The 17,897-nt window shown below is 74.2% G+C and carries 15 protein-coding genes; 6 read left to right on the forward strand and 9 right to left on the reverse strand.

What is annotated here, in order from left to right:
• Positions 1–52 precede the first annotated feature (52 nt).
• From ABZS69_RS09170 to ABZS69_RS09180, 3 genes are read left to right on the forward strand one after another with little or no spacing between them, the layout of a single operon-like run.
• Positions 53–1,195 (forward strand): acyl-CoA dehydrogenase family protein, encoded by a 1,143-nt coding sequence (locus ABZS69_RS09170; RefSeq protein WP_355368893.1) that lies wholly within the window; start codon positions 53–55, stop codon positions 1,193–1,195.
• 40 nt (positions 1,196–1,235) lie between these two features.
• Positions 1,236–2,282 (forward strand): acyl-CoA dehydrogenase, encoded by a 1,047-nt coding sequence (locus ABZS69_RS09175; protein ID WP_355368895.1) that lies wholly within the window; start codon positions 1,236–1,238, stop codon positions 2,280–2,282.
• A 16-nt stretch (positions 2,283–2,298) separates the two neighbouring features.
• A complete protein-coding gene (locus ABZS69_RS09180) occupies positions 2,299–3,081 on the forward strand; it encodes an enoyl-CoA hydratase-related protein (protein WP_355368897.1) in 783 nt (260 codons plus the stop codon).
• Positions 3,082–3,097: 16 nt separating this feature from the next.
• Here the strand turns inward: ABZS69_RS09180 and ABZS69_RS09185 are convergent, their stop codons facing one another.
• Positions 3,098–3,601 carry a cupin domain-containing protein gene (locus tag ABZS69_RS09185; protein WP_355368899.1) on the reverse strand — a complete coding sequence of 168 codons (504 nt, stop codon included), beginning with the start codon at positions 3,599–3,601 and terminating at the stop codon, positions 3,098–3,100.
• Positions 3,602–3,623: 22 nt separating this feature from the next.
• A complete protein-coding gene (locus ABZS69_RS09190) occupies positions 3,624–4,223 on the reverse strand; it encodes a TetR/AcrR family transcriptional regulator (RefSeq protein WP_355368901.1) in 600 nt (199 codons plus the stop codon).
• A gap of 129 nt (positions 4,224–4,352) precedes the next feature.
• Between ABZS69_RS09190 and ABZS69_RS09195 the strand changes: the two genes are divergently transcribed.
• Positions 4,353–5,201 carry an alpha/beta hydrolase gene (locus ABZS69_RS09195; protein ID WP_355368903.1) on the forward strand — a complete coding sequence of 283 codons (849 nt, stop codon included), beginning with the start codon at positions 4,353–4,355 and terminating at the stop codon, positions 5,199–5,201.
• Between the two features lie 76 nt (positions 5,202–5,277).
• On the opposite strand, the gene ABZS69_RS09200 is transcribed toward ABZS69_RS09195, so the two are convergent.
• From ABZS69_RS09200 to ABZS69_RS09215, 4 genes are all read right to left on the reverse strand, one after another.
• Positions 5,278–6,810, reverse strand: a complete 1,533-nt coding sequence (locus ABZS69_RS09200; RefSeq protein ID WP_355368905.1) for an aldehyde dehydrogenase family protein — start codon at positions 6,808–6,810, stop codon at positions 5,278–5,280.
• 13 nt (positions 6,811–6,823) lie between these two features.
• Positions 6,824–7,978, reverse strand: coding sequence for an FAD-binding oxidoreductase (locus ABZS69_RS09205; RefSeq protein WP_355368907.1), 1,155 nt, complete (start codon positions 7,976–7,978; stop codon positions 6,824–6,826).
• A 66-nt stretch (positions 7,979–8,044) separates the two neighbouring features.
• Positions 8,045–9,001 (reverse strand): LysR family transcriptional regulator, encoded by a 957-nt coding sequence (locus ABZS69_RS09210; protein ID WP_355368909.1) that lies wholly within the window; start codon positions 8,999–9,001, stop codon positions 8,045–8,047.
• A 9-nt stretch (positions 9,002–9,010) separates the two neighbouring features.
• Positions 9,011–11,830 (reverse strand): FAD-linked oxidase C-terminal domain-containing protein, encoded by a 2,820-nt coding sequence (locus tag ABZS69_RS09215; RefSeq protein ID WP_355368911.1) that lies wholly within the window; start codon positions 11,828–11,830, stop codon positions 9,011–9,013.
• Positions 11,831–11,898: 68 nt separating this feature from the next.
• Between ABZS69_RS09215 and ABZS69_RS09220 the strand changes: the two genes are divergently transcribed.
• Positions 11,899–13,350, forward strand: a complete 1,452-nt coding sequence (locus tag ABZS69_RS09220; RefSeq protein WP_355368913.1) for a DUF1338 family protein — start codon at positions 11,899–11,901, stop codon at positions 13,348–13,350.
• A 163-nt stretch (positions 13,351–13,513) separates the two neighbouring features.
• Here the strand turns inward: ABZS69_RS09220 and ABZS69_RS09225 are convergent, their stop codons facing one another.
• Positions 13,514–14,269, reverse strand: coding sequence for a GntR family transcriptional regulator (locus ABZS69_RS09225; protein ID WP_355368915.1), 756 nt, complete (start codon positions 14,267–14,269; stop codon positions 13,514–13,516).
• A 311-nt stretch (positions 14,270–14,580) separates the two neighbouring features.
• Between ABZS69_RS09225 and ABZS69_RS09230 the strand changes: the two genes are divergently transcribed.
• Positions 14,581–15,501, forward strand: a complete 921-nt coding sequence (locus tag ABZS69_RS09230; protein ID WP_355368917.1) for a helix-turn-helix domain-containing protein — start codon at positions 14,581–14,583, stop codon at positions 15,499–15,501.
• A 113-nt stretch (positions 15,502–15,614) separates the two neighbouring features.
• On the opposite strand, the gene ABZS69_RS09235 is transcribed toward ABZS69_RS09230, so the two are convergent.
• Together ABZS69_RS09235 and ABZS69_RS09240 are read right to left on the reverse strand one after the other, a co-directional pair.
• Positions 15,615–16,562: a citryl-CoA lyase gene (locus tag ABZS69_RS09235; protein ID WP_355368919.1), complete on the reverse strand. Its 948-nt coding sequence runs from the start codon at positions 16,560–16,562 to the stop codon at positions 15,615–15,617.
• Positions 16,559–17,776 (reverse strand): CaiB/BaiF CoA-transferase family protein, encoded by a 1,218-nt coding sequence (locus ABZS69_RS09240; RefSeq protein WP_355368921.1) that lies wholly within the window; start codon positions 17,774–17,776, stop codon positions 16,559–16,561. Before ABZS69_RS09240 ends, ABZS69_RS09235 begins: the two co-directional genes overlap by 4 nt.
• Between the last annotated feature and the right edge of the window lie 121 nt (positions 17,777–17,897).

Consider the following 17,897-nt stretch of genomic DNA (forward strand, 5'->3'; position numbering starts at 1 on the left):
TTGGCCGTGCCTTTCCAGGGGCGGGAGCCCTTGCGCGGATAAGATCCCATTCGTGGATGCTCAGGCCCTGTCGCTCGGCGCGGTCGGGCCGCCGGACGGGTTACGAGAGCTGCGGCTGCGGGTCAGGCGCTTCCTCGAGGACGAGATCGCGGCCGGCGGCTTCGCCCGCGAGGCCGACGCCTGGATGTCCGGCGTCGACCCGGCCTTCAGCGCCCGCCTGGCCGCGCGCGGGTGGGTGGGGATGACGATCCCGGTCGCGTACGGCGGGCACGGCCGGACCCCGCTGGAGCGCTACGTGGTCACCGAGGAACTCCTGGCCGCCGGGGCACCGGTGGCCGCCCACTGGATCGCCGACCGGCAGATCGCCCCCAGCATCCTGCGTAACGGTACAGAGCACCAGAAACACACGTATCTCCCGAAAATCGCCCGAGCCCAGAGCTTCTTCGCGATCGGGATGTCCGAGCCCGACTCGGGCTCCGACCTGGCCTCGGTCCGGACCCGGGCCGCCGAGGTCGAGGACGGCTGGCGGCTGACGGGCACCAAGGTCTGGACCAGCGTGGCGCACCTCGCCACGGCGGTGGTCGTCCTGGCGCGCACGGACGACGCCGGCGACCGGCACGCCGGGCTCTCACAGTTCATCGTGGACCTGCCCCACCCGGCGGTCTCGATCCGGCCGATCATCACCATCGACGGGGCGCACCACTTCAACGAGGTCATCTTCGACGACGCGGTGATCCCGGCGGGCGCCCTGCTGGGCCGCCGGGGGGACGGCTGGCGCCAGGTCACCGCGGAGCTGGGCAACGAACGCTCCGGCCCCGAGCGCGTGCTCAGCACGCTGCCGCTGCTGCGGGAGTGGGCCCGGCCGGAGAACCTGGGGGACGACCCGGTCGCGCACGCCGAGCTGGGCCGGCTGGTCTCCCGGCTGGTGGCGCTGCGCCGGCTGTCCCTGTCGGTCGCCGAGCGGCTGTCCAGGGGAGAGAGCCCGGCCGTGGCGGCGGCGCTGGTCAAGGACCTGGGCACGGAGTTCGAGGGCGACGTCGTGGACGCCGTGCGGCGGCACGTCGGCCCCGAGCCGGGCGGACAGGGGCTCGCGGCCATGCTGGCCAAGGCCGTCCTGCACGTCCCGGCCTTCACCCTGCGCGGGGGCACCAACGAGATCCTGCGCTCGATCGTGGCCAAGGATCTGCTCCCATGACGGTCGATCATCTTCGCGTCCTGGTCAGGGAGCTGCTCCCGTGACCGGCGATCACCTGCGCGTCCTGGCTGAGGCGGTGCGGGCCCTGCTGGCCGCGGAGCCGCACGGCCCGGCGCTCTGGGCCCGGCTGGAGGAGCTCGGCTTCACCTCGCTCACCGTCCCCGAGCGCCAGGGCGGGAGTGGTGGCACGCTCGCGGACGCCGCCGTCGTGGTCCGCGAAGCCGCCACGGGCGGGGCGGCGCTGCCCCTGGCCGAGGCCCTGTTCGTCGCGGGCCCGCTGCTGGCCGCATCGGGGGCCGCCCTGCCGCCAGGGACGCTGACCGCGTACGCAGGCGAGCTGGTGGCCGAACCGGCCCCCGGCGGCCGGTGGACGGTCACCGGCCCGCTGACCCGCGTGCCCTGGCTGCGATCCGCCGACCACCTGGTCACCCTGGCCGACACCCCGGACGGACCGGCGACCGCCGTGCTGCGCGCCCCCGACCGGCCGTCACCCGGCGAGAACCTGGCGGGGGAGGAACGCGACAGCGCCGTGCTAGACGGGGCAGAGGCGGCGGTCACGCCCTTGCCGCCCGGCCCGTGGCGCCACGAGCTGGAGCTGCACGGGGCCACCGCCCGCGCGCTGCAGCTGGCCGGCGCCGCTCGCGCCGTCCTGACGCTCACCGCAGGGTACGTCGCCGAGCGGGTGCAGTTCGGCCGGCCGCTGGCCCGCTTCCAGGCGGTCCAGCACCGGCTCGCGCGGCTGGCGGCCGACGTGGTCACCGTCGAGGTGATGGCGGACGCGGCGGTCGCGGCGCTGCGGCACGGTGACCGGGATCGCGAGCTCATCGTGGCCTCCGCCAAGGCCGAGGCGTCCGCGCTGGCCCGGTCGGTGGCCGCCGCCGGGCACCAACTGCACGGCGCGATCGGGTTCACGATGGAGCACCGGCTCGGCGCCTGCACCAGGAGGTTGTGGGCGTGGCGCGAGGAACACGGCAACGAGCTTCACTGGCAGCGCAGGTGCGCCGACCTGGCGAGGAGGTCGGGCGACGTGTGGGAGCTCGTCACCGGCGGCCCGCCGTCAGCGCCCCTTTCGACGGGGCCCCGTTGAAGACAGGAGCAGCATCATGAACGCCGAACCGCCAGCCCTCACGACCGTCCGCGACGGGATCGCCAGGCTCACCCTGAACAACCCCCGGCGCAAGAACGCCATCACGCTGGAGATGGCCGCCCTCATCGGGGAGTTCTGCGCCCTCGTCCACGGCGACGACACCATCGGCGCCGTCCTCGTCGACGGCGCGGGCGGCTACTTCTGCAGCGGCGCCGACACCCGCGACCTGGCCGCCTCCTCCGCCGATCCCGCGGCGCCCGAGTCGGTCGCGCGGACCTCCGCCGTGTACGCGGCGTTCGTCGAGGTCGGGCGGCTCCCGGTGCCCAGCGTGTCGCTGGTTACCGGCGGCGCGGTCGGCGCCGGGCTCAACCTGGCCCTGGCCACCGACCTCATGCTGGTCAGCCATGACGCGGTGATCGACAGCGGGTTCGTGGCGCGCGGCATCCACCCGGGCGGCGGTCATCTGTCCCTGCTCGGCCGCGCGGCCGGATATCAGCACGCCATCGCGCTCGGGGTCCTGGGCGCTGCGCTGTCCGGGGCCGAGGCCGTGCGCCGCGGCCTGGCCTGGGACGTGGCCGAGCCCGACGCCATGTTGGACGCCGCCACCCGGCTCGTGGCCAAGGCCGCCGCCGACCCCCAGCTGGCCCGGCGGATCAAGCAGAGCGCCACCCTCGAGCTCGGCCCGCCCGCGGTGTCCTGGCCGTCGGCGCTGGAGATCGAACGCGGGATGCAGATGTGGTCGCTGGGGCGTAAGGGCAGCCAGGGGTGGGACCGGAAGCCGCCCAAGCCGAAGCCCTGATCGCCAGCCCTGACCGTCAGCTCTGCCCGAGCGAGCGGGCGGCCTTCCACTGCGGGCTGTCGAGGAAGTGGTTGTCGTAGAGCTCCTGCGAGTCGAGCAGTTCCTCCAGCGTGGCCGCGCCGGAACGCAGGCGGGCCAGCAGGCGGAAATACTCGAAGCGCTCGACGCCGGGCGTGATCACGATCAGCAGGTCGGCCTCGGAGCCGGGGGTGGCGGCGAAGGCGTGGGCGACGTTCGGCGGCACCACGGCCAGGTCGCCCTCCTCCAGCGTGAGCACCTCGTCGCCCGCCAGCACCTGGGCGGCGCCGCCGAGGACGTAGAACAGCTCGCTGGACGCGGTGTGCAGGTGGGGCACGGCGCCGTCGGCGCCCGGGGTGAGGGTCATGCGGAGGCTGCTCAGGGCGCCTCCGGTGGCGCTGGAGTCCAGCAGGAGCCGGCCGGTGGCGGGGGCGTCGCCGCCGCCGACGATCTCGGCGTCGGCCGCGCGTACGACTGCGGTGTCAGGCGTGATGAGCGACATGGGGATGGTCCTTCCTGGGGAGTTACAGGGCGCCGTCGAGGGCGGCGGCGACCAGGCGTTCGGCGTAGGCGCGATCCACGGGGCCGCCGGTGATCAGGACGCGGTAGTAGAGGGCCCCGGCGAGCTGCTCCAGCAGTGTCATGGGGTCGACGTCGGGGCGGAGGCGGCCCTCGTCGCGGGCGCGTTCGATGAGCCGGCAGGCCAGCGCGTTGCGGCGGGCGTAGACGGCGCGCTCCAGCTCGCCGACGTCGTCGTGGCGGGCGGCGGCGGCGACCAGCTCGGCCACCGTGCCCGCCGAGCGGCTCTCCTGGCCGGGCGGCAGGCCCGCGACCCGCATCCGGTTGAGCCCGGCGGCGACCTTCTCCATGTAGTCGGTGAGGTCGCGCCGGATGTCGCCGGTGTCGGTGATCTCGTCGTGGTCCTGCAACCTGGCCACCACGGCCAGGGCGAGGTGGTCCTTGGTGGGCCAGCGGCGGTACAGCGTGGTCTTGGCGATGCCGGCCCGCTCGGCCACCTCGTCGGTGGACAGGCCGCCGTATCCGCGCCGCAGCAGCAGCTCGGTGGCCGCCAGCAGAACCCGCTCGTCGACCTCGGTGTCACGCGGTCGCCCCCGTGGCCTCATGTGAATCCCTCCATTTCGCTACTGGGGTAGCGAAATTGAAGGTACACCCGGGCCGCCCATTTACGCAACAACGGTTTCGTATATGCCTTGAGTTGGCCCGGCCGCGCGCCGGCTGACACGATCTCGGTCATGCCGACCTTCTCCGCCTATGACGGGACAGAGCTCGCCTATCACGAGCACGGCCAGGGAACGCCGCTGGTCTGCCTGCCGGGCGGGCCGATGCAGGACTCCGCCTATCTGGGCGAGCTCGGCGGCCTGTCCGCGTACCGGCGGCTGATCATGCTGGACCCGCGGGGCACCGGCGGGTCGGCGGCACCCGCGGACCCCGCCTCCTACCGTTGTGACCGCCTCGTCGACGACGTCGAGGCCCTGCGCACGCACCTCGGACTCGACCGGATCGACCTCCTCGGGCACTCCGCAGGCACGAACGTCGCCGTCCTGTACGCGGCCCGCCACCCCGGGCGCGTGCGCAGGCTCGCCCTGATCGGGCCGAGCGTCATGGCCCTCGGGATCACCATCGCGGGGGAGGACCGGCTGGAGGTCGCGCGCTCGCGGGCGGCCGAGCCCTGGCACCCGCGGGCGATCGCGGCCCTGGAGGCCATCGTGTCCGGCAAGGGCGCGGAGGGCGACGCCGAGGCCATCGCGCCGCTGTTCCACGGCCGGTGGGACGCGGCGGCACGGGCCTGCGACGCGAGCCGCGAGCTGCGCCAGAACAAGGAGGCCGCGGCCGTGTTCGCCGCCGAGGGCGCCTTCGACCCGGAGGCCACCCGCGCCGCGCTCGCGACGTTCGGGGCGCCGGTGCTGGTGCTCGCCGGAGAGGTGGACGTGAACACCGTGCCCCGTGCGGCGGCCGAGGTCGCCGGGCTCTTCCCGGACGCCGACCTCGTCGTCCAGCCGGGAGCGGGGCACTTCCCATGGCTGGACGACGCCGATCAGTTCGTGACGGCCACCGCCGGATGGCTGGACTCACGTGAGTGACTCGTCACGCCGGATGGCTGGACTCGCGCGAATGACGCGTCACACCGGGTGGCTGGGCTCGCGTGAGTAGCGCGGGTCACACGGTGAACTCGACTCCCTGGGCCAGCGGCAGCTTCCCGGAGTAGTTGATCGTGTTCGTCGCCCGGCGCATGTAGGCCCGCCAGGCGTCCGAGCCGGACTCGCGCCCGCCGCCCGTCTCCTTCTCGCCGCCGAACGCGCCCCCGATCTCCGCGCCGGAGGTGCCGATGTTGACGTTGACGATGCCGCAGTCGGAGCCCTCGGCCGAGACGAACAGCTCGGCCTCGGCCTGGTCGCGGGTGAAGATGCTGGACGACAGGCCCTGGGGGACCGCGTTGTTGAGCGCGATGGCCTCCTCCAGGGTGTCGTACGGCATGACGTAGAGGATCGGCGCGAACGTCTCCTGGGTCACGATCGGGGTCTGCTCCCCGATCCGCACCAGCGCCGGCTCGGCGTAGAAGGCGTCGGGAGCCTGGTCGGCGAACCGGCGCCCGCCGCCGGCCACCAGCGTGCCGCCCTGCTCCCCGGCGGCCTCCAGCGCGGCGAGCATGGCGGCGTGCGCGCGCCCGTTGATCAGCGGGCCGACGAGGGTGCCCGGCGCCATCGGGTTGCCGACCGGCAGCCGCGCGTAGGCGTCGGTGAGCCGCTCGACCAGCGCGTCGGCGATGTCGGCGTGGGCGATGACGCGGCGCATGGTCGTGCACCGCTGGCCCGCCGTCCCGGCGGCCGAGAACACGATGCCGCGCGTGGCCAGGCCGAGGTCCGCCGACGGGCACACCACGGCCGCGTTGTTGCCGCCGAGCTCCAGCAGCGACCGGCCGAACCTGGCGGCGACGCGCGGCCCCACGGCGCGGCCCATGCGGGTCGAGCCGGTGGCGCTGACCAGGGCGATCCCGGGGTGGTCCACGAGCGCCTCGCCGACCTCGGGGCCGCCGACGAGGACCTGGCTCAGGTGCGCGGGCGCGCCGTGTTCGGCGGCGGCCCGGTCGAGCAGGGCCGCGCAGGCCAGGGCGGTCAGCGGCGCCAGCTCCGACGGCTTCCAGACGACCGGGTCGCCGCACACCAGGGCGATGGCCGTGTTCCACGACCAGACGGCCGCCGGGAAGTTGAACGCGCTGATCACGCCGACGACGCCCAAGGGGTGCCAGGTCTCCATGAGCCGGTGGCCGGGCCGTTCGGAGCTGATCGTGCGCCCGTACAGCTGCCGGGACAGGCCCACCGCGAAGTCGCAGATGTCGATCATCTCCTGGACCTCGCCGAGCGCCTCGGAAGTGATCTTCCCGACCTCCAGGCTGATCAGCGTGGCCAGGTCCGCCTTGTGCGCGGACAGCAGCTCGCCGAACCGCTTGACCAGCGCGCCCCGGGCCGGCGCGGGCACGGTCCGCCAGGCCAGGAACGCCTGCCCGGCCCGCTCCACGGCGGTGTCGACGGCGCCGGGGTCCACCCAGTCCACGGCGGCAAGCGGCCCGCCGTTGATCGGCGAGGTCGTCGTGACGGCGCCGCCGAGCGCGTCCACGTCCACCCCGCAGCGCTTGGCGGTCTCGCGCGCCGTCGCGGCCAGCTCGTCGGGGCCGGGCAGCGTGGTCAGCATCAGGTTCTCCTTGTTAGACGATGTTGATCTCGGGCCTGGTCCCCGACAGGGCGAAGCGGCCCGCGTCGAAGCCGGTGACGTCCACGAACGGCGTCCGGCCCAGGTAGAGGTCGCGGACCACCTCGCCGACGGCCGGGCTCATCAGGAAGCCGTGCCCGGAGAAGCCGGTGGCGTAGATGAACCGGTCGACGCCATGGGCGGTCCCGATGAGCGCGTTGTGGTCCGGGGTCACCTCGTACAGGCCGGCCCAGCCGGTGGCGATGCCGGTCTCCATCAGCGCCGGGGCCCGGCGGGCCATGGCCTCGCCCAGTCCGGGCAGCCAGGCGTCGGAGCGGTCGAGCTTGAACCCCGGGGTCTCGTCGGGGTCGGACATGCCGAGAAGCAGCCCGGGACCCTCGCGGTGGAAGTAGAACGTGGTGCCGAAGTCGATGGTGAACGCCATCGGCGGCAGGTCCGCGACCGGCTCGGTCACCAGGATCTGCCTGCGCAGCGGGGTCACCGGCAGGTCGACCCCCACCCACTCGCCGACCTGCCGCGACCAGGCGCCCGCCGCGCAGATCACCGTGTCGGTCTCGATGCGTCCGCCCTCGGTCCGGACGGCGACGATGCGGCCGTCCACGGTCTCGATGCCGGTCGCGGCGCAGTTCGGCAGCAGCCGCGCGCCCAGCCGCCGGGCCGCGCCCGCGTAGCCGAGCACCACGGACTCGGGCGTGCAGTGGCCGTCGCTGGGGGAGTAGGCGGCGGCGAGCAGCCCGTCGGTGTCGATCAGCGGCGACAGCTCCTTGGCCTCCCGGACCGGGATCATCCGGCTGGGGACGCCGAGGTCATTCTGGATCGCCACGTTCTTCTCGAACTCGGCGACCGACCCGGGGGAGTCGAGCAGGAACAGGTAGCCCGGCTTGTGCAGGTCGATCTCCTGCCCGAAGCGTTCGGCGAAGGTCTCGAACGTCTCCAGGCTGCGTACGGCGAGCTCGATGTTGACCCGGTCGGAGAACTGCGCGCGCACGCCCCCGGCCGCCTTCGAGGTGGAGCCGGAGCCCAGCGGCCCCTTGTCGATCAGGACCACGTCGCTCACACCGGCCGCGGCCAGCTCGTACGCCGAGCTGACGCCCATGGCGCCGCCCCCGATGACGACCACCGAGGCCCGCTGGGGCAGGACACGTCCCATTGATCGGCTTCCTTTCCGCGCTTACCGCATTCAGGATCGGGGATCGGACAGAGCCGGAGGAAGCGGTCAAGCCTCGGCATCTGTGGGCGAGGCGTAAGAAGTTCTTATGCTCCGGGGAAGGTCGTCCCCCAGCCGGGCCGCGGCCAGCCGCAGCGCGCACACGGCGCCGGCCACCGCCGGGTTCGCCCCGGCCGTGCGGTGCACGGCGGCGATGTGCCTGCGGGCCTCGACGCCGCCGAGCCTGGTCGCGACCACGCCCTCGCCGGGCAGGTACGCCAGCGCCGGGACGAGCGCGACCCCCAGCCCCGAGCGCACGAACCCGTGGACGACGCCGTAGTCGTTGCTGCGGTAGTCGACCTGCGGCTCGTAGCCCGCCTGCGCGCACAGCCGGCGCAGGCAGGAGGCCCCCGAGGTGCCCTCCCTGGTGGACACCCACGTCTCGTGATCGAGGTCGTCGAGCCCGACCGCCTCGGCGCCGGCCCGCGGGTGCCGCTCGGGCAGCAGGAGCAGCAGCTCCTCCGCCAGCAGCGGGATCTCCCGCAGGTCGCGCGGCCAGGCCCGGGGCACCAGGTCGTAGCGGTAGACCAGGGCCAGGTCGAGCTCTCCCGCCCTGACCAGCGGGACCAGCTCGTCGGGCTCCCCCTCGTCGAGCAGGGTCTCCACCGCGGGGTGCGTGCGCGCGTACGTGGCCAGGGCGATCGGCAGCAGCCGCTGGCTCGCGGTGGGGAAGCTGCCCAGCCTGAGCCGGCCGATCGTGCCCTCGGACATGCCGCGCACGTCCTCCTCCAGCGCGTCCAGCGCGGCCAGCACCTCGTACGCCCGCAGCACCAGATACCGGGCCGCCGGCGTGGGCGTGATCGTCTGGGCGCCGCGCTCGAACAGCGGCATCCTGACCGTCCGCTCCAGCGCCGCGATCTGCTGCGAGACCGCGGACCCCGTGTAGCCGAGCCGCCTGGCCGCGGCGGCGAACGAGCCCGCGTTCAGCACGGCGGTCAGCGTCCGCAGGTGGAGCGGATTGAGCATAAGCAGACCTTACGGCAGCCGGTCGGCGAGCAGCTGGGCCAGGTGCGTGCCCTGCCGGTCCGACAGGTCGGCGATCTGGGTCCGGCAGGAGAACCCGTCGGCGAGCACGGCCGTACCCGGCTCGGCCTGCCGGATCGCCGGGAGCAGCTGGTGCTCGGCCACCGCCACGGACACGTCGTGATGCCCCTTCTCGACGCCGAAGTTGCCCGCCAGCCCGCAGCACCCGCCCAGCCGGCTCACCCGCGCGCCCGCCTCCCGCAGCAGCCGGAGATCCTGGTCCCAGCCCATGACGGCGTGGTGGTGGCAGTGCGGCTGGGCCACCACCGTCACCCCGTCGAGCGGGGGCGGCCGCCAGCCGGGCGTATCGGACAGGAGCTCGGCCAGCGTGCGGGTCATGCCCGCCACCGGCGCCGCCACCGCCTCGTCCAGCAGCTCCAGCGCGTCCGAGCGCAGCACGGCCGTGCACGACGGCTCCATCCCGACGATCGGCACGCCCTGCCCGGCGGCCTCGGCCAGTTCGGCGACCGTGCGGCCCAGGATGGCGCGGGCCGCGTCCAGCTGGCCGGTGGAGATCCACGTGAGCGCGCAGCACTGGCGGCGCGCGCTGATCCGCGGCCGGTAGCCCGCGGCCTCCAGCACCTTCACGGTCGCGCGGCCGATCTCGGGCGCGAAATGGTCGGTGAAGGTGTCGACGAACAGCATCACCGGCCTGCCCTCTGCCGGCTGCCGCCGCTCGAACCAGGCCCGGAACGTCTCCCGCGCGAACGACGGAAGACTGCGCCGCCGGTCCACCCCGGCCAGCGCCGGCAGCCCCGGCACCCGCATGAGCGCGTTCGCCGCCCGCGGCATCCTGCTCGCCAGCCGAGCCCAGCGCGGCAGCCGCCCCAGGGAGTAGTGCGTGACCGGGCGGATCCGCCCCTTGTAGGTCTGGTGGAGCACCTCGGACTTGTACGCGGCCATGTCGATCCCCGTCGGGCAGTCCGAGGCGCAGCCCTTGCAGGACAGGCAGAGGTCGAGGGCCTCGTGGACCTCGGGGGAGCGCCACCCGCCAGAGACGTCCGAGCCGTTGATCATCTCCTGCAGCACCCGCGCGCGGCCCCGGGTGGAGTCCTTCTCTTCCCTGGTGGCCAGGTAGGACGGGCACATCACCCCGCCGGCCGCGGTGTTGTCGGCGCGGCACTTGCCCACGCCCGTGCAGCGGTGCACGGCCTGGCCGAAGTCGCCGCCGTCGTGGCGGTAGGCCAGGGCCAGGCCCGCGCGCACCGGACGGGCGGCCGGGACGCGCAGGTCGGCGTCGAGGGGGCGGGGCCGTACGAGCACGCCGGGGTTGAGGACGTCGCCCGGGTCGAAGATCGCCTTGACCCCGGAGAACAGGTCGATCGCCGCCTGCGAGTACATGAGCGGCAGCAGCTCGCTGCGGGCGCGGCCGTCGCCGTGCTCGCCGGACAGCGAGCCGCCGTAGCCGGCGACCAGCGTGGCCGCGGCCACCAGGAACTCCCTGAACTCCGTGCGCCCGCCCGGCCGGTCCAGCGGCACGTCGAGCCGGATGTGCAGGCAGCCGTCGCCGAAGTGCCCGTACGGCAGGCCGGTCAGGCCGTGCGAGGCCATCAGCGACTCGAAGTCGCGCAGGTAGCGGCCGAGCATCGCGGGCGGCACGGCGGCGTCCTCCCAGCCCGCGTGCGCGGGCCGTCCGGCGGGGCTGCGCCCCGACAGGCCCGCGCCGTCCTCGCGGATGCGCCAGAGCGCCGCAGCCTTCGCCGGGTCGGTGACGACCAGCGCGTCCTCGCCGCCCGCCGCCACCCGTGCGGCCCGTTCCAGCACCTCGGCCTCGTCGTCGCCCGCGACCTCGACGAACAGCCAGGCGGCGCCGCGCGGCAGCGGTGGCACCGCGCCGGGGCCCCGCCGCAGGCGCACCACGTCGACGATGCGCGCGTCGATGCCCTCGCAGGCGGTCGGCCGGTGCTCCAGCACTCCCGGCGCGGCGTCCCCGGCGGCGGCGATGTCGGCGTAGCCGAGCACCACCAGGGCGCGGTGCGCCGGATCGGTCACCAGCCGCACCGTCGCCTCCGTGAGCACGGCGAGCGTGCCCTCGCTGCCCACCAGCAGGCGCGCCACGTCGAACCCCCGCTCCGGAAGCAGGTGCTCCAGCGCGTATCCCGACATCTGCCGCCCGAACCGGCCGAACTCGGTGCGGATCGTGGCCAGGTTCGCCATCGCGAGGTCCCGCAGCGCGGCGGGCGCGCCCCGGGCGGGCAGGTCCAGGCCGGGCAAGTCCGGCGCGGGCAGGTCCAGGCCAGGTAGGTCCAGCGCGGTCCCGTCGCCCGCCACGGCCTTGAGCCCGGTGACGTTGTCGGAGGTGCGGCCGTAGCCGAGCGTCCTGGAGCCGCAGGCGTTGTTCCCGATCATGCCACCGATCGTGCAGCGGGTGTGGGTGGACGGGTCGGGGCCGAACCTGAGCCCGTACGGCGCCGCCGCCCGCTGCAGGGCCGCCTGGACCACGCCGGGCTGCACCACCGCCGAGCGGGTCTCGGCGTCGACGCTCAGCACCTGGTTCAGGTGGCGGCTGAAGTCGAGCACGAGGCCGGGGCCGATCGCGTTCCCCGCGACCGACGTGCCGCCGCCGCGCGCGGTGAGGGGAACCCCGTGGCGCGCGCACAGCTCGACCGCCGTGGCCACGTCCTCGGCGGACCTGGGCCGGGCCACCAGCAGCGGCGGCACCCGGTAGAGGGAGGCGTCGGAGGAGTGGAGCGCCCGGGACGTGGAGTCGTCCAGCACGTCGGTGACTCCGCGGCGGCGGAGGTCGGTCGCGAGAGCGGCAGCGGGGTCCATGAGTAGCATGCTACATGCGACTCATGTAGCATGCTACTCGCTTCCGACCGGCGAGGAGAGAAGGCACGATGGTCGACGCGACCGCACTGCGGGCGGCTTTCGCCCGGCGCCTGTCAGCGATGTACGGCGCCGAGGTCCCCGCGTACAACACCATGGTCGAGGTCGCGCAGGAGGTGAACCGCGAGGTGCTGGCCCGGATGGGCGCCGGCGCCGAACGGCTCGGCTCCATCGGCCGCGTCACCGCCGAGCGGCACGGCGCGATCCGCGTCGGCACCCCGGCCGAGCTGGCGCAGGTCGCGCGGATCTTCGGCGCGATGGGCATGTACCCCGTCGGCTACTACGACCTGCGCGAGGCGGCCAGCAGCTCCGTGCCCGTCGTCTCCACGGCCTTCCGCCCCGTGGACGAGGCCGAGCTGGCCGCCAACCCCTTCCGCGTGTTCACCTCCATGCTGGTGACGGGCGACCGGCGCTTCTTCGGCGCGGACCTGGAGCGGCGGCTCGGCGAGTTCCTGGGGGCGCGACGGCTGTTCCCGCCGCGGCTGCTGGAGCTGGCCGACCGCGCCGAGGCCGAGGGCGGCCTGGACGAGGAGGCGGCCGAGGAGTTCCTGACGCTGGCCACGGGGGCGTTCGAACTGTCGGCGGAGCCCGTCTCCCGAGGCTGGTACGCCGAGCTGGAGCGTGTGTCTGCGGTGGCCGCCGACATCGGCGGCGTGACCTCCACGCACGTCAACCACCTGACCCCGCGCGTGCTCGACATCGACGCGCTCTACGCCCGCATGAGTGAGCGCGGCATCACCATGATCGACGCCATCCAGGGCCCGCCCCGCTGGGACGGCCCCGACCTCCTGCTGCGCCAGACCTCCTTCCGCGCGCTGGCCGAGCCGCGGATGTTCCGGGAGGACGACGGCCGCGTCGTCCAGGACGACCTGCGGGTGCGCTTCGGGGAGGTGGAGGCGCGGGGCATCGCGGTGACGCCCGCGGGACGCGCGCTCTACGACGCGCTGTCCGCCGAACTGTCCGACACGCTGTCCGCCGGGCTCTCCGCCGGGCTGGACGGGGTGCCCGCCGCGCAGCGGGTCACCGCGGAGGAGCGCAACGCGGCCGGCGCCAAGCTGTGGGCGGACCGGGTGCCGCGTACCGAGGCCGAGCTGGTCGCGGGCGACCTCGCCTACTTCACCTTCCACGTCCTGGACGCGCGCCCCGGCGCCGTACCGCCCGCCGACCTCGCGACCCTCCTGGCGGACGGGTGGGTCGGCGCGCGGCCCATCGTGTACGAGGACTTCCTGCCGCGCTCGGCGGCCGGCATCTTCCAGTCGAACCTGACCTCCGACGGCGCCAAGGACGTGACGGCGGCGGGCGCGGACTTCGGCGCCGACGCGCTGGCCGGGGTGCTCGGCCGTCCGCTGCACGACCCCTACGAGCTGTACGCCTCGATCCGGGCGGCGTCGCTGGCCCGCGTACGCGACGAGCTGGGCCTGCCCCAGGAGATCGCCCCGCCTGCGGCTCCTTCGCCCGGCTGAGTCCGCCTGCGGGGTTGGCCCGGCTGAGTGCCGCCTGGGGTCGTCAGTCCGGCTGCGTCCGGCTTCCGGCTCGTTGGTCCGGTTGCGTCTGGCTTCCGGCTGGTCAGCTCGGTTGCGCCTCGCCTCTGGCTCGCTGGTCCGGCTGTGTCTCGCCTCCGGCTGGTCAGCTCGGCTGCGGCTCGTCGACGATGGATGCCCACAGCGCGTCCACGTCGGCGGGCTCGCCCTGGGCCCTGGCCGCCTGGCGGGCCAGGATGAGGCCGGTGTTGGTCAGGTGGGCCCGCATCGCGCGCACCGCTCCCTCGGCGTCCGCCGCCGCGAGCGCCGCCACGATCGGCTCGTGCTCCTCGTGCACCTGCCGCAGCGTGCGGGACCGGTCGTCCGTGGACGTGCCGAGGATGCGCATGGTGTCGCGCAGCCCGCCGACGATCGCGCGGGCCCTGCCGTTGCCCGCCGCCGCCAGGACGTGGTCGTGCAGGGCCTGGTCGAGCTGGAAGAACAAGACCTCGTCGCCCGCCTCGACCGCCGCCGCCATCTCCTCCATGGTCGCCCGCAGCTCCTCGCCGAGCCCGGCCGCGCCGCCCCCGGCCGCCCGTCGTACGGCGGGCAGCTCCAGAGCCAGCCGCACCCCGAAGATCTCGACGATCTCCCGGGGGTGCGGCAGCACGACCCGGAACCCGCGGTTCCGCTCGACCTGCACCAGCCCCGCCTCGGCCAGGCGCAGCATCGCCTCGCGGACCGGGCTCCTGGAGACGTTGAGCTGCTCGGCCACCTGGTAGACGGAGTAGAGCCGGCCGGGGACCATCGCGCCCGTGTGCACCGCCCGCCGCACCTCGGAGATCACCTGCTCGGCCAGCGAACGGCCCGCGTGCGGCAACGGCTGCAGCTTCAGCTCGGCGTGTTCGCGGGTCGGCGGCATGTCGGCATGCTACCCGTACGGGACCGGCGGCGATCATGCGCTGGGTGGTCGTGCCGCACGTGACCACTGCGGGTGGCTGCCTGCGCCCACCGCTTGCGCCCACCGCTTGCGCCCACCGCCTGCGCCCACCGCCTGCGCCCGGCGCCGCGAGGGCGGCCGTTTCAGCGCCGTTTCAGTGCCGCTTCAGCCGCAGGTGCCAGGGTCGGCGTGGGAGGAAGAGCGCCCCAGGCGCCGGCCACCGTTGTGTGTGTGCGGGGGTGGTGGCCGGCGCCGGGCGTGACGACCGTTGACACGAGCAGATGTGGGGTGGCATGCCGTTCGAGCCGGCAATGGACCGCCGCGACGGGCAGGTCGCGGACGAGCGCGGGATCGACCTCGGGGTGGTGCGCCTGGACGTGAAGCGCCTACGCTCCCTGAAGATCACAAGGAGCCCTGGGCGGGCCGCGCCGCCGGACTCCGGCGTGGTCCAGCTCGTCGCACCCCTGTGCGGCACCTTCCGGGCAGTGTGGGGCGATCGGCACAGCGAGGTCGGGGTCGGCGACCTGTACGCGCACGACATCACCCGAGTCCGGGAGATCACGGTCCCCGAGAGCGCCGGGCGGGAGCCGTTCGTGATGGCCGCGGTCACCGTGCCCAGGCCGCTGCTGCCCTTCCCGGACCGGCAGATGGACGCGGTCATGGGCCAGGAACTGCCCGCCGACGGCGGCGTGGGCGCCCTGCTGACCGGGTTCATCCGGGACCTGGCCGGGGAGAAGGGCACGCTGAGCCCGTCCGACGGCCCGCGGCTCGGCCTGATCCTCCTGGACCTGGTCGCGGCCTTCTTCTCCACGACCATCGAGACCGGGGCGGGCGCCGCTCCGCAGGCGCCGCGGCAGGGGCTGACGCTGCGCATCCAGGCGTTCATCCAGCGGCACCTGCACGATCCCGACCTCACACCGCGCACGATCGCCGCCGCCCACCACATCTCGCTCAGCTACCTGCACCGGCTGTTCCAGGAGCGGGGGGAGACGGTGGCCTCCTTGATCCGGAACCGCCGGTTGCGGAGCGCCCGGCGCGACCTGGCCGACCCCGCCCTGGTGACGGCCCCGATCCACGTCATCGCCGCCCGCTGGGGGTTCAGCCACTCGGCCGCGTTCAGCCGCGCCTTCCGCAGCGCGTACGGGCTCTCGCCGCGCGACTTCCGGACCCAGGCGCTCCAGCCTGCCCTGCTCCCGGGAACCTCTTCGCCCTGACTGCCCTTCGCCCTGACGGCCGGGTCACGCGGCCCCTGGGTCCCGCTCGGCGGCGAGATCTCGGGGTTCCGGTCCCCCCGCCCGGCGGGCAGGTCGCGGGCTTCGGTCCCCGCTCAGTGGGCAGGTCGCGGGGCTTCGGCTCCCGGTAGAGGCAGGTCGCGGGGCTTCGGGCCCCGGTAGGCGGGCAGGAGTGGGGGCGGGATGGGGCCCTTGATGCGGCGGCCCTGACCGTGCTCCTCCCAGGCGTGCGCCAGGACACCGACCGCGCGTGACACGACGAACAGGCCCCGGCCCAGCTCGGGCGCGAAGCCGAGCTCGCTGTAGACGATGGCGGTGGCGCCGTCGACGTTCATCGGGACCGGCGCGAGCAGCCGCTCGATCTCCAGGCCGATCCGCAGGTACGCGCCCTCGACGACGCCGTCGCGCACCGCGTCCTCGACCGCCCGCACGAGAGGGTCGCGGCGGGGGTCGCGCGGATGGAAGCGGTGGCCGAACCCGGGGACGTATCGCCGGGCGACTCGATACTCGGCCAGCACCCGCGAGACGGCCTCCGTCAGGCCAGGCCCCGCCAGGCCGCGCCCCGTTAGGTCGGGTTCTGTCGGATCGGGACCCGTTGGGTCGGGTTCTGTCGGATCGGGACCCGTCCGATCGGCTCCTGTCGGGTTGGGGCCCGTCAGGGCGGTGGGGGCCGTTCGTTGGCGGATGTCGGCGAGCACCGCCATGCACTGCTGGCCCGCGCCCCCGTGCACATCCCCGAGCAGGCCGACGCCCGTGGCCACGGCGGTGTTGAGGCCGACGCCGCAGGTGGCGGCCATGCGGGCGGCGGCGATCGAGGGCGCCTGCGGCCCGTGGTCGACCCCGGACACCAGCGCGGCCTCGAACAGCGCGGACTGGCCGGGCGAGGGCAGGTCCCCGCGCAGCATCAGCCAGATCGTGTCCGCGAACGACAGCCGGCCGATGAGCTGCTCGACGGGATACCCGTGCAGCCGGATGACGCCGGGGGAGATGTCGGATATGGCGGTGGACCACCAATCGGTCACCTGCTCTGTGGTGGTGCTCAAACCGCTCCTTCCTCGTGCAGACGGGCGATGTCGGATTCGGAGTAACCGAGGGCGCGCAGCACCGCGTCGGTGTGCTCGCCGAGCTTCGGCGGCGGCCCGGCGGGGGCCAGGGGGCGGCCGTCCACCTGGGCGGCCCCGCCCAGCAGGACCAGCTCGCCGCCCCCGGAGGCGGGGGAGGGCAGCCGGTGCAGCAGGCCGCGGTGCTCGACCTGCGGCGAGCGCAGCGCCTGCGGGACGGTGACCACCGGCGCGGCGGGCACGCCGGCCGGCAGCAGGATCTCGTCCCACTCGGCCGCGGACCTCGTCGTCAACGTCTTCTCCAGCTCCTCGCGCAGGGCGTCGCGGTGGACCTTGCGGTCGTCCCTGGTCCGGAAGCGGGGATCGCTCATCAGCTCCGGCCGGCCCAGCACCCGGCAGAGCGCCTCGAACTGCTCCTGCTTGTTGGCGGCGATGTTGAGCCGGCCGTCGGCGGTCTCGAACGTCCCCGACGGCGCCGACGTACGGTTCTCGTTGGCCATGGCCACCGGCTCCCACCCGGCGACGAGGTAGTCCGAGACCACCCAGCCCATCCCCGTGAGCGCCGCGTCCAGCATGGACACGTCCAGGTAGGCGCCCTGCCCGGTGCGGAGCTTGCGGTGCAGGGCGGCGGCCACGGCGAAGGCGGCGGTGATGCCCCCGGCGCTGTCGCACACCGGGTAGCCCACCCGTACGGGCGCGGTGTCCGGGGTGCCGGTGACGCTCATGATGCCCGCCAGGCCCTGGATCACCTGGTCGTAGGCGGGCCGCCCGCGCATGGGCCCGGTGGCGCCGAAGCCGGACAGCGCGCAGTAGACCAGGCCGGGGTTGATCTCGCGCAGCCGGTCCCAGCCGAAGCCGAGCTTGTCCAGCACGCCGGGGCGGAAGTTCTCCAGCAGCACGTCGGCCTCGCCGAGCAGCCTGGTGAAGACCTCGCGGCCGGAGTCGTGCTTGAGGTTGACGGTGACCGAGCGCTTGCCCGCGTTCTGCGCCAGGAAGGACACGCCGAGGTTCTCGTCGTTGAGGGTGGGGTCGGCGCCGAGCTGGCGGGCCAGGTCTCCGGTGCCGGGGATCTCCAGCTTGATCACGTCGGCGCCCATGAGGGCGAGCTGGTAGCCGGCGTACGGGCCGGACAGGACGTTCGTCATGTCGAGCACGCGTACGCCGTCGAGCAGCCGCGGTGATGCGTTGTGGGTCATCGATTCCCTGTCCGTACCGCTTAGTGGTCCAAAAATACCGTACAGCGGTTCGCGCAGGCGTGTCGACGACCCCGGCCTCCGGCACGCCGACGCATGCTTGACACACCCGGGGAACCGCCTT

This window comes from Nonomuraea sp. NPDC005650, assembly GCF_040605375.1.
Lineage (GTDB): Bacteria > Actinomycetota > Actinomycetes > Streptosporangiales > Streptosporangiaceae > Nonomuraea.

Bases quoted from the DNA above. Each gene is read 5' to 3' on its own strand.
- ABZS69_RS09180 (WP_355368897.1), top strand. From the start codon at position 2,299: ATGAACGCCGAACCGCCAGCCCTCACGACCGTCCGCGACGGGATCGCC.
- ABZS69_RS09185 (WP_355368899.1), bottom strand. From the start codon at position 3,601: ATGTCGCTCATCACGCCTGACACCGCAGTCGTACGCGCGGCCGACGCC.
- ABZS69_RS09190 (WP_355368901.1), bottom strand. From the start codon at position 4,223: ATGAGGCCACGGGGGCGACCGCGTGACACCGAGGTCGACGAGCGGGTT.
- ABZS69_RS09195 (WP_355368903.1), top strand. From the start codon at position 4,353: ATGCCGACCTTCTCCGCCTATGACGGGACAGAGCTCGCCTATCACGAG.
- ABZS69_RS09200 (WP_355368905.1), bottom strand. From the start codon at position 6,810: ATGCTGACCACGCTGCCCGGCCCCGACGAGCTGGCCGCGACGGCGCGC.
- ABZS69_RS09205 (WP_355368907.1), bottom strand. From the start codon at position 7,978: ATGGGACGTGTCCTGCCCCAGCGGGCCTCGGTGGTCGTCATCGGGGGC.
- ABZS69_RS09210 (WP_355368909.1), bottom strand. From the start codon at position 9,001: ATGCTCAATCCGCTCCACCTGCGGACGCTGACCGCCGTGCTGAACGCG.
- ABZS69_RS09215 (WP_355368911.1), bottom strand. From the start codon at position 11,830: ATGGACCCCGCTGCCGCTCTCGCGACCGACCTCCGCCGCCGCGGAGTC.
- ABZS69_RS09220 (WP_355368913.1), top strand. From the start codon at position 11,899: ATGGTCGACGCGACCGCACTGCGGGCGGCTTTCGCCCGGCGCCTGTCA.
- ABZS69_RS09225 (WP_355368915.1), bottom strand. From the start codon at position 14,269: ATGCCGCCGACCCGCGAACACGCCGAGCTGAAGCTGCAGCCGTTGCCG.
- ABZS69_RS09230 (WP_355368917.1), top strand. From the start codon at position 14,581: ATGCCGTTCGAGCCGGCAATGGACCGCCGCGACGGGCAGGTCGCGGAC.
- ABZS69_RS09240 (WP_355368921.1), bottom strand. From the start codon at position 17,776: ATGACCCACAACGCATCACCGCGGCTGCTCGACGGCGTACGCGTGCTC.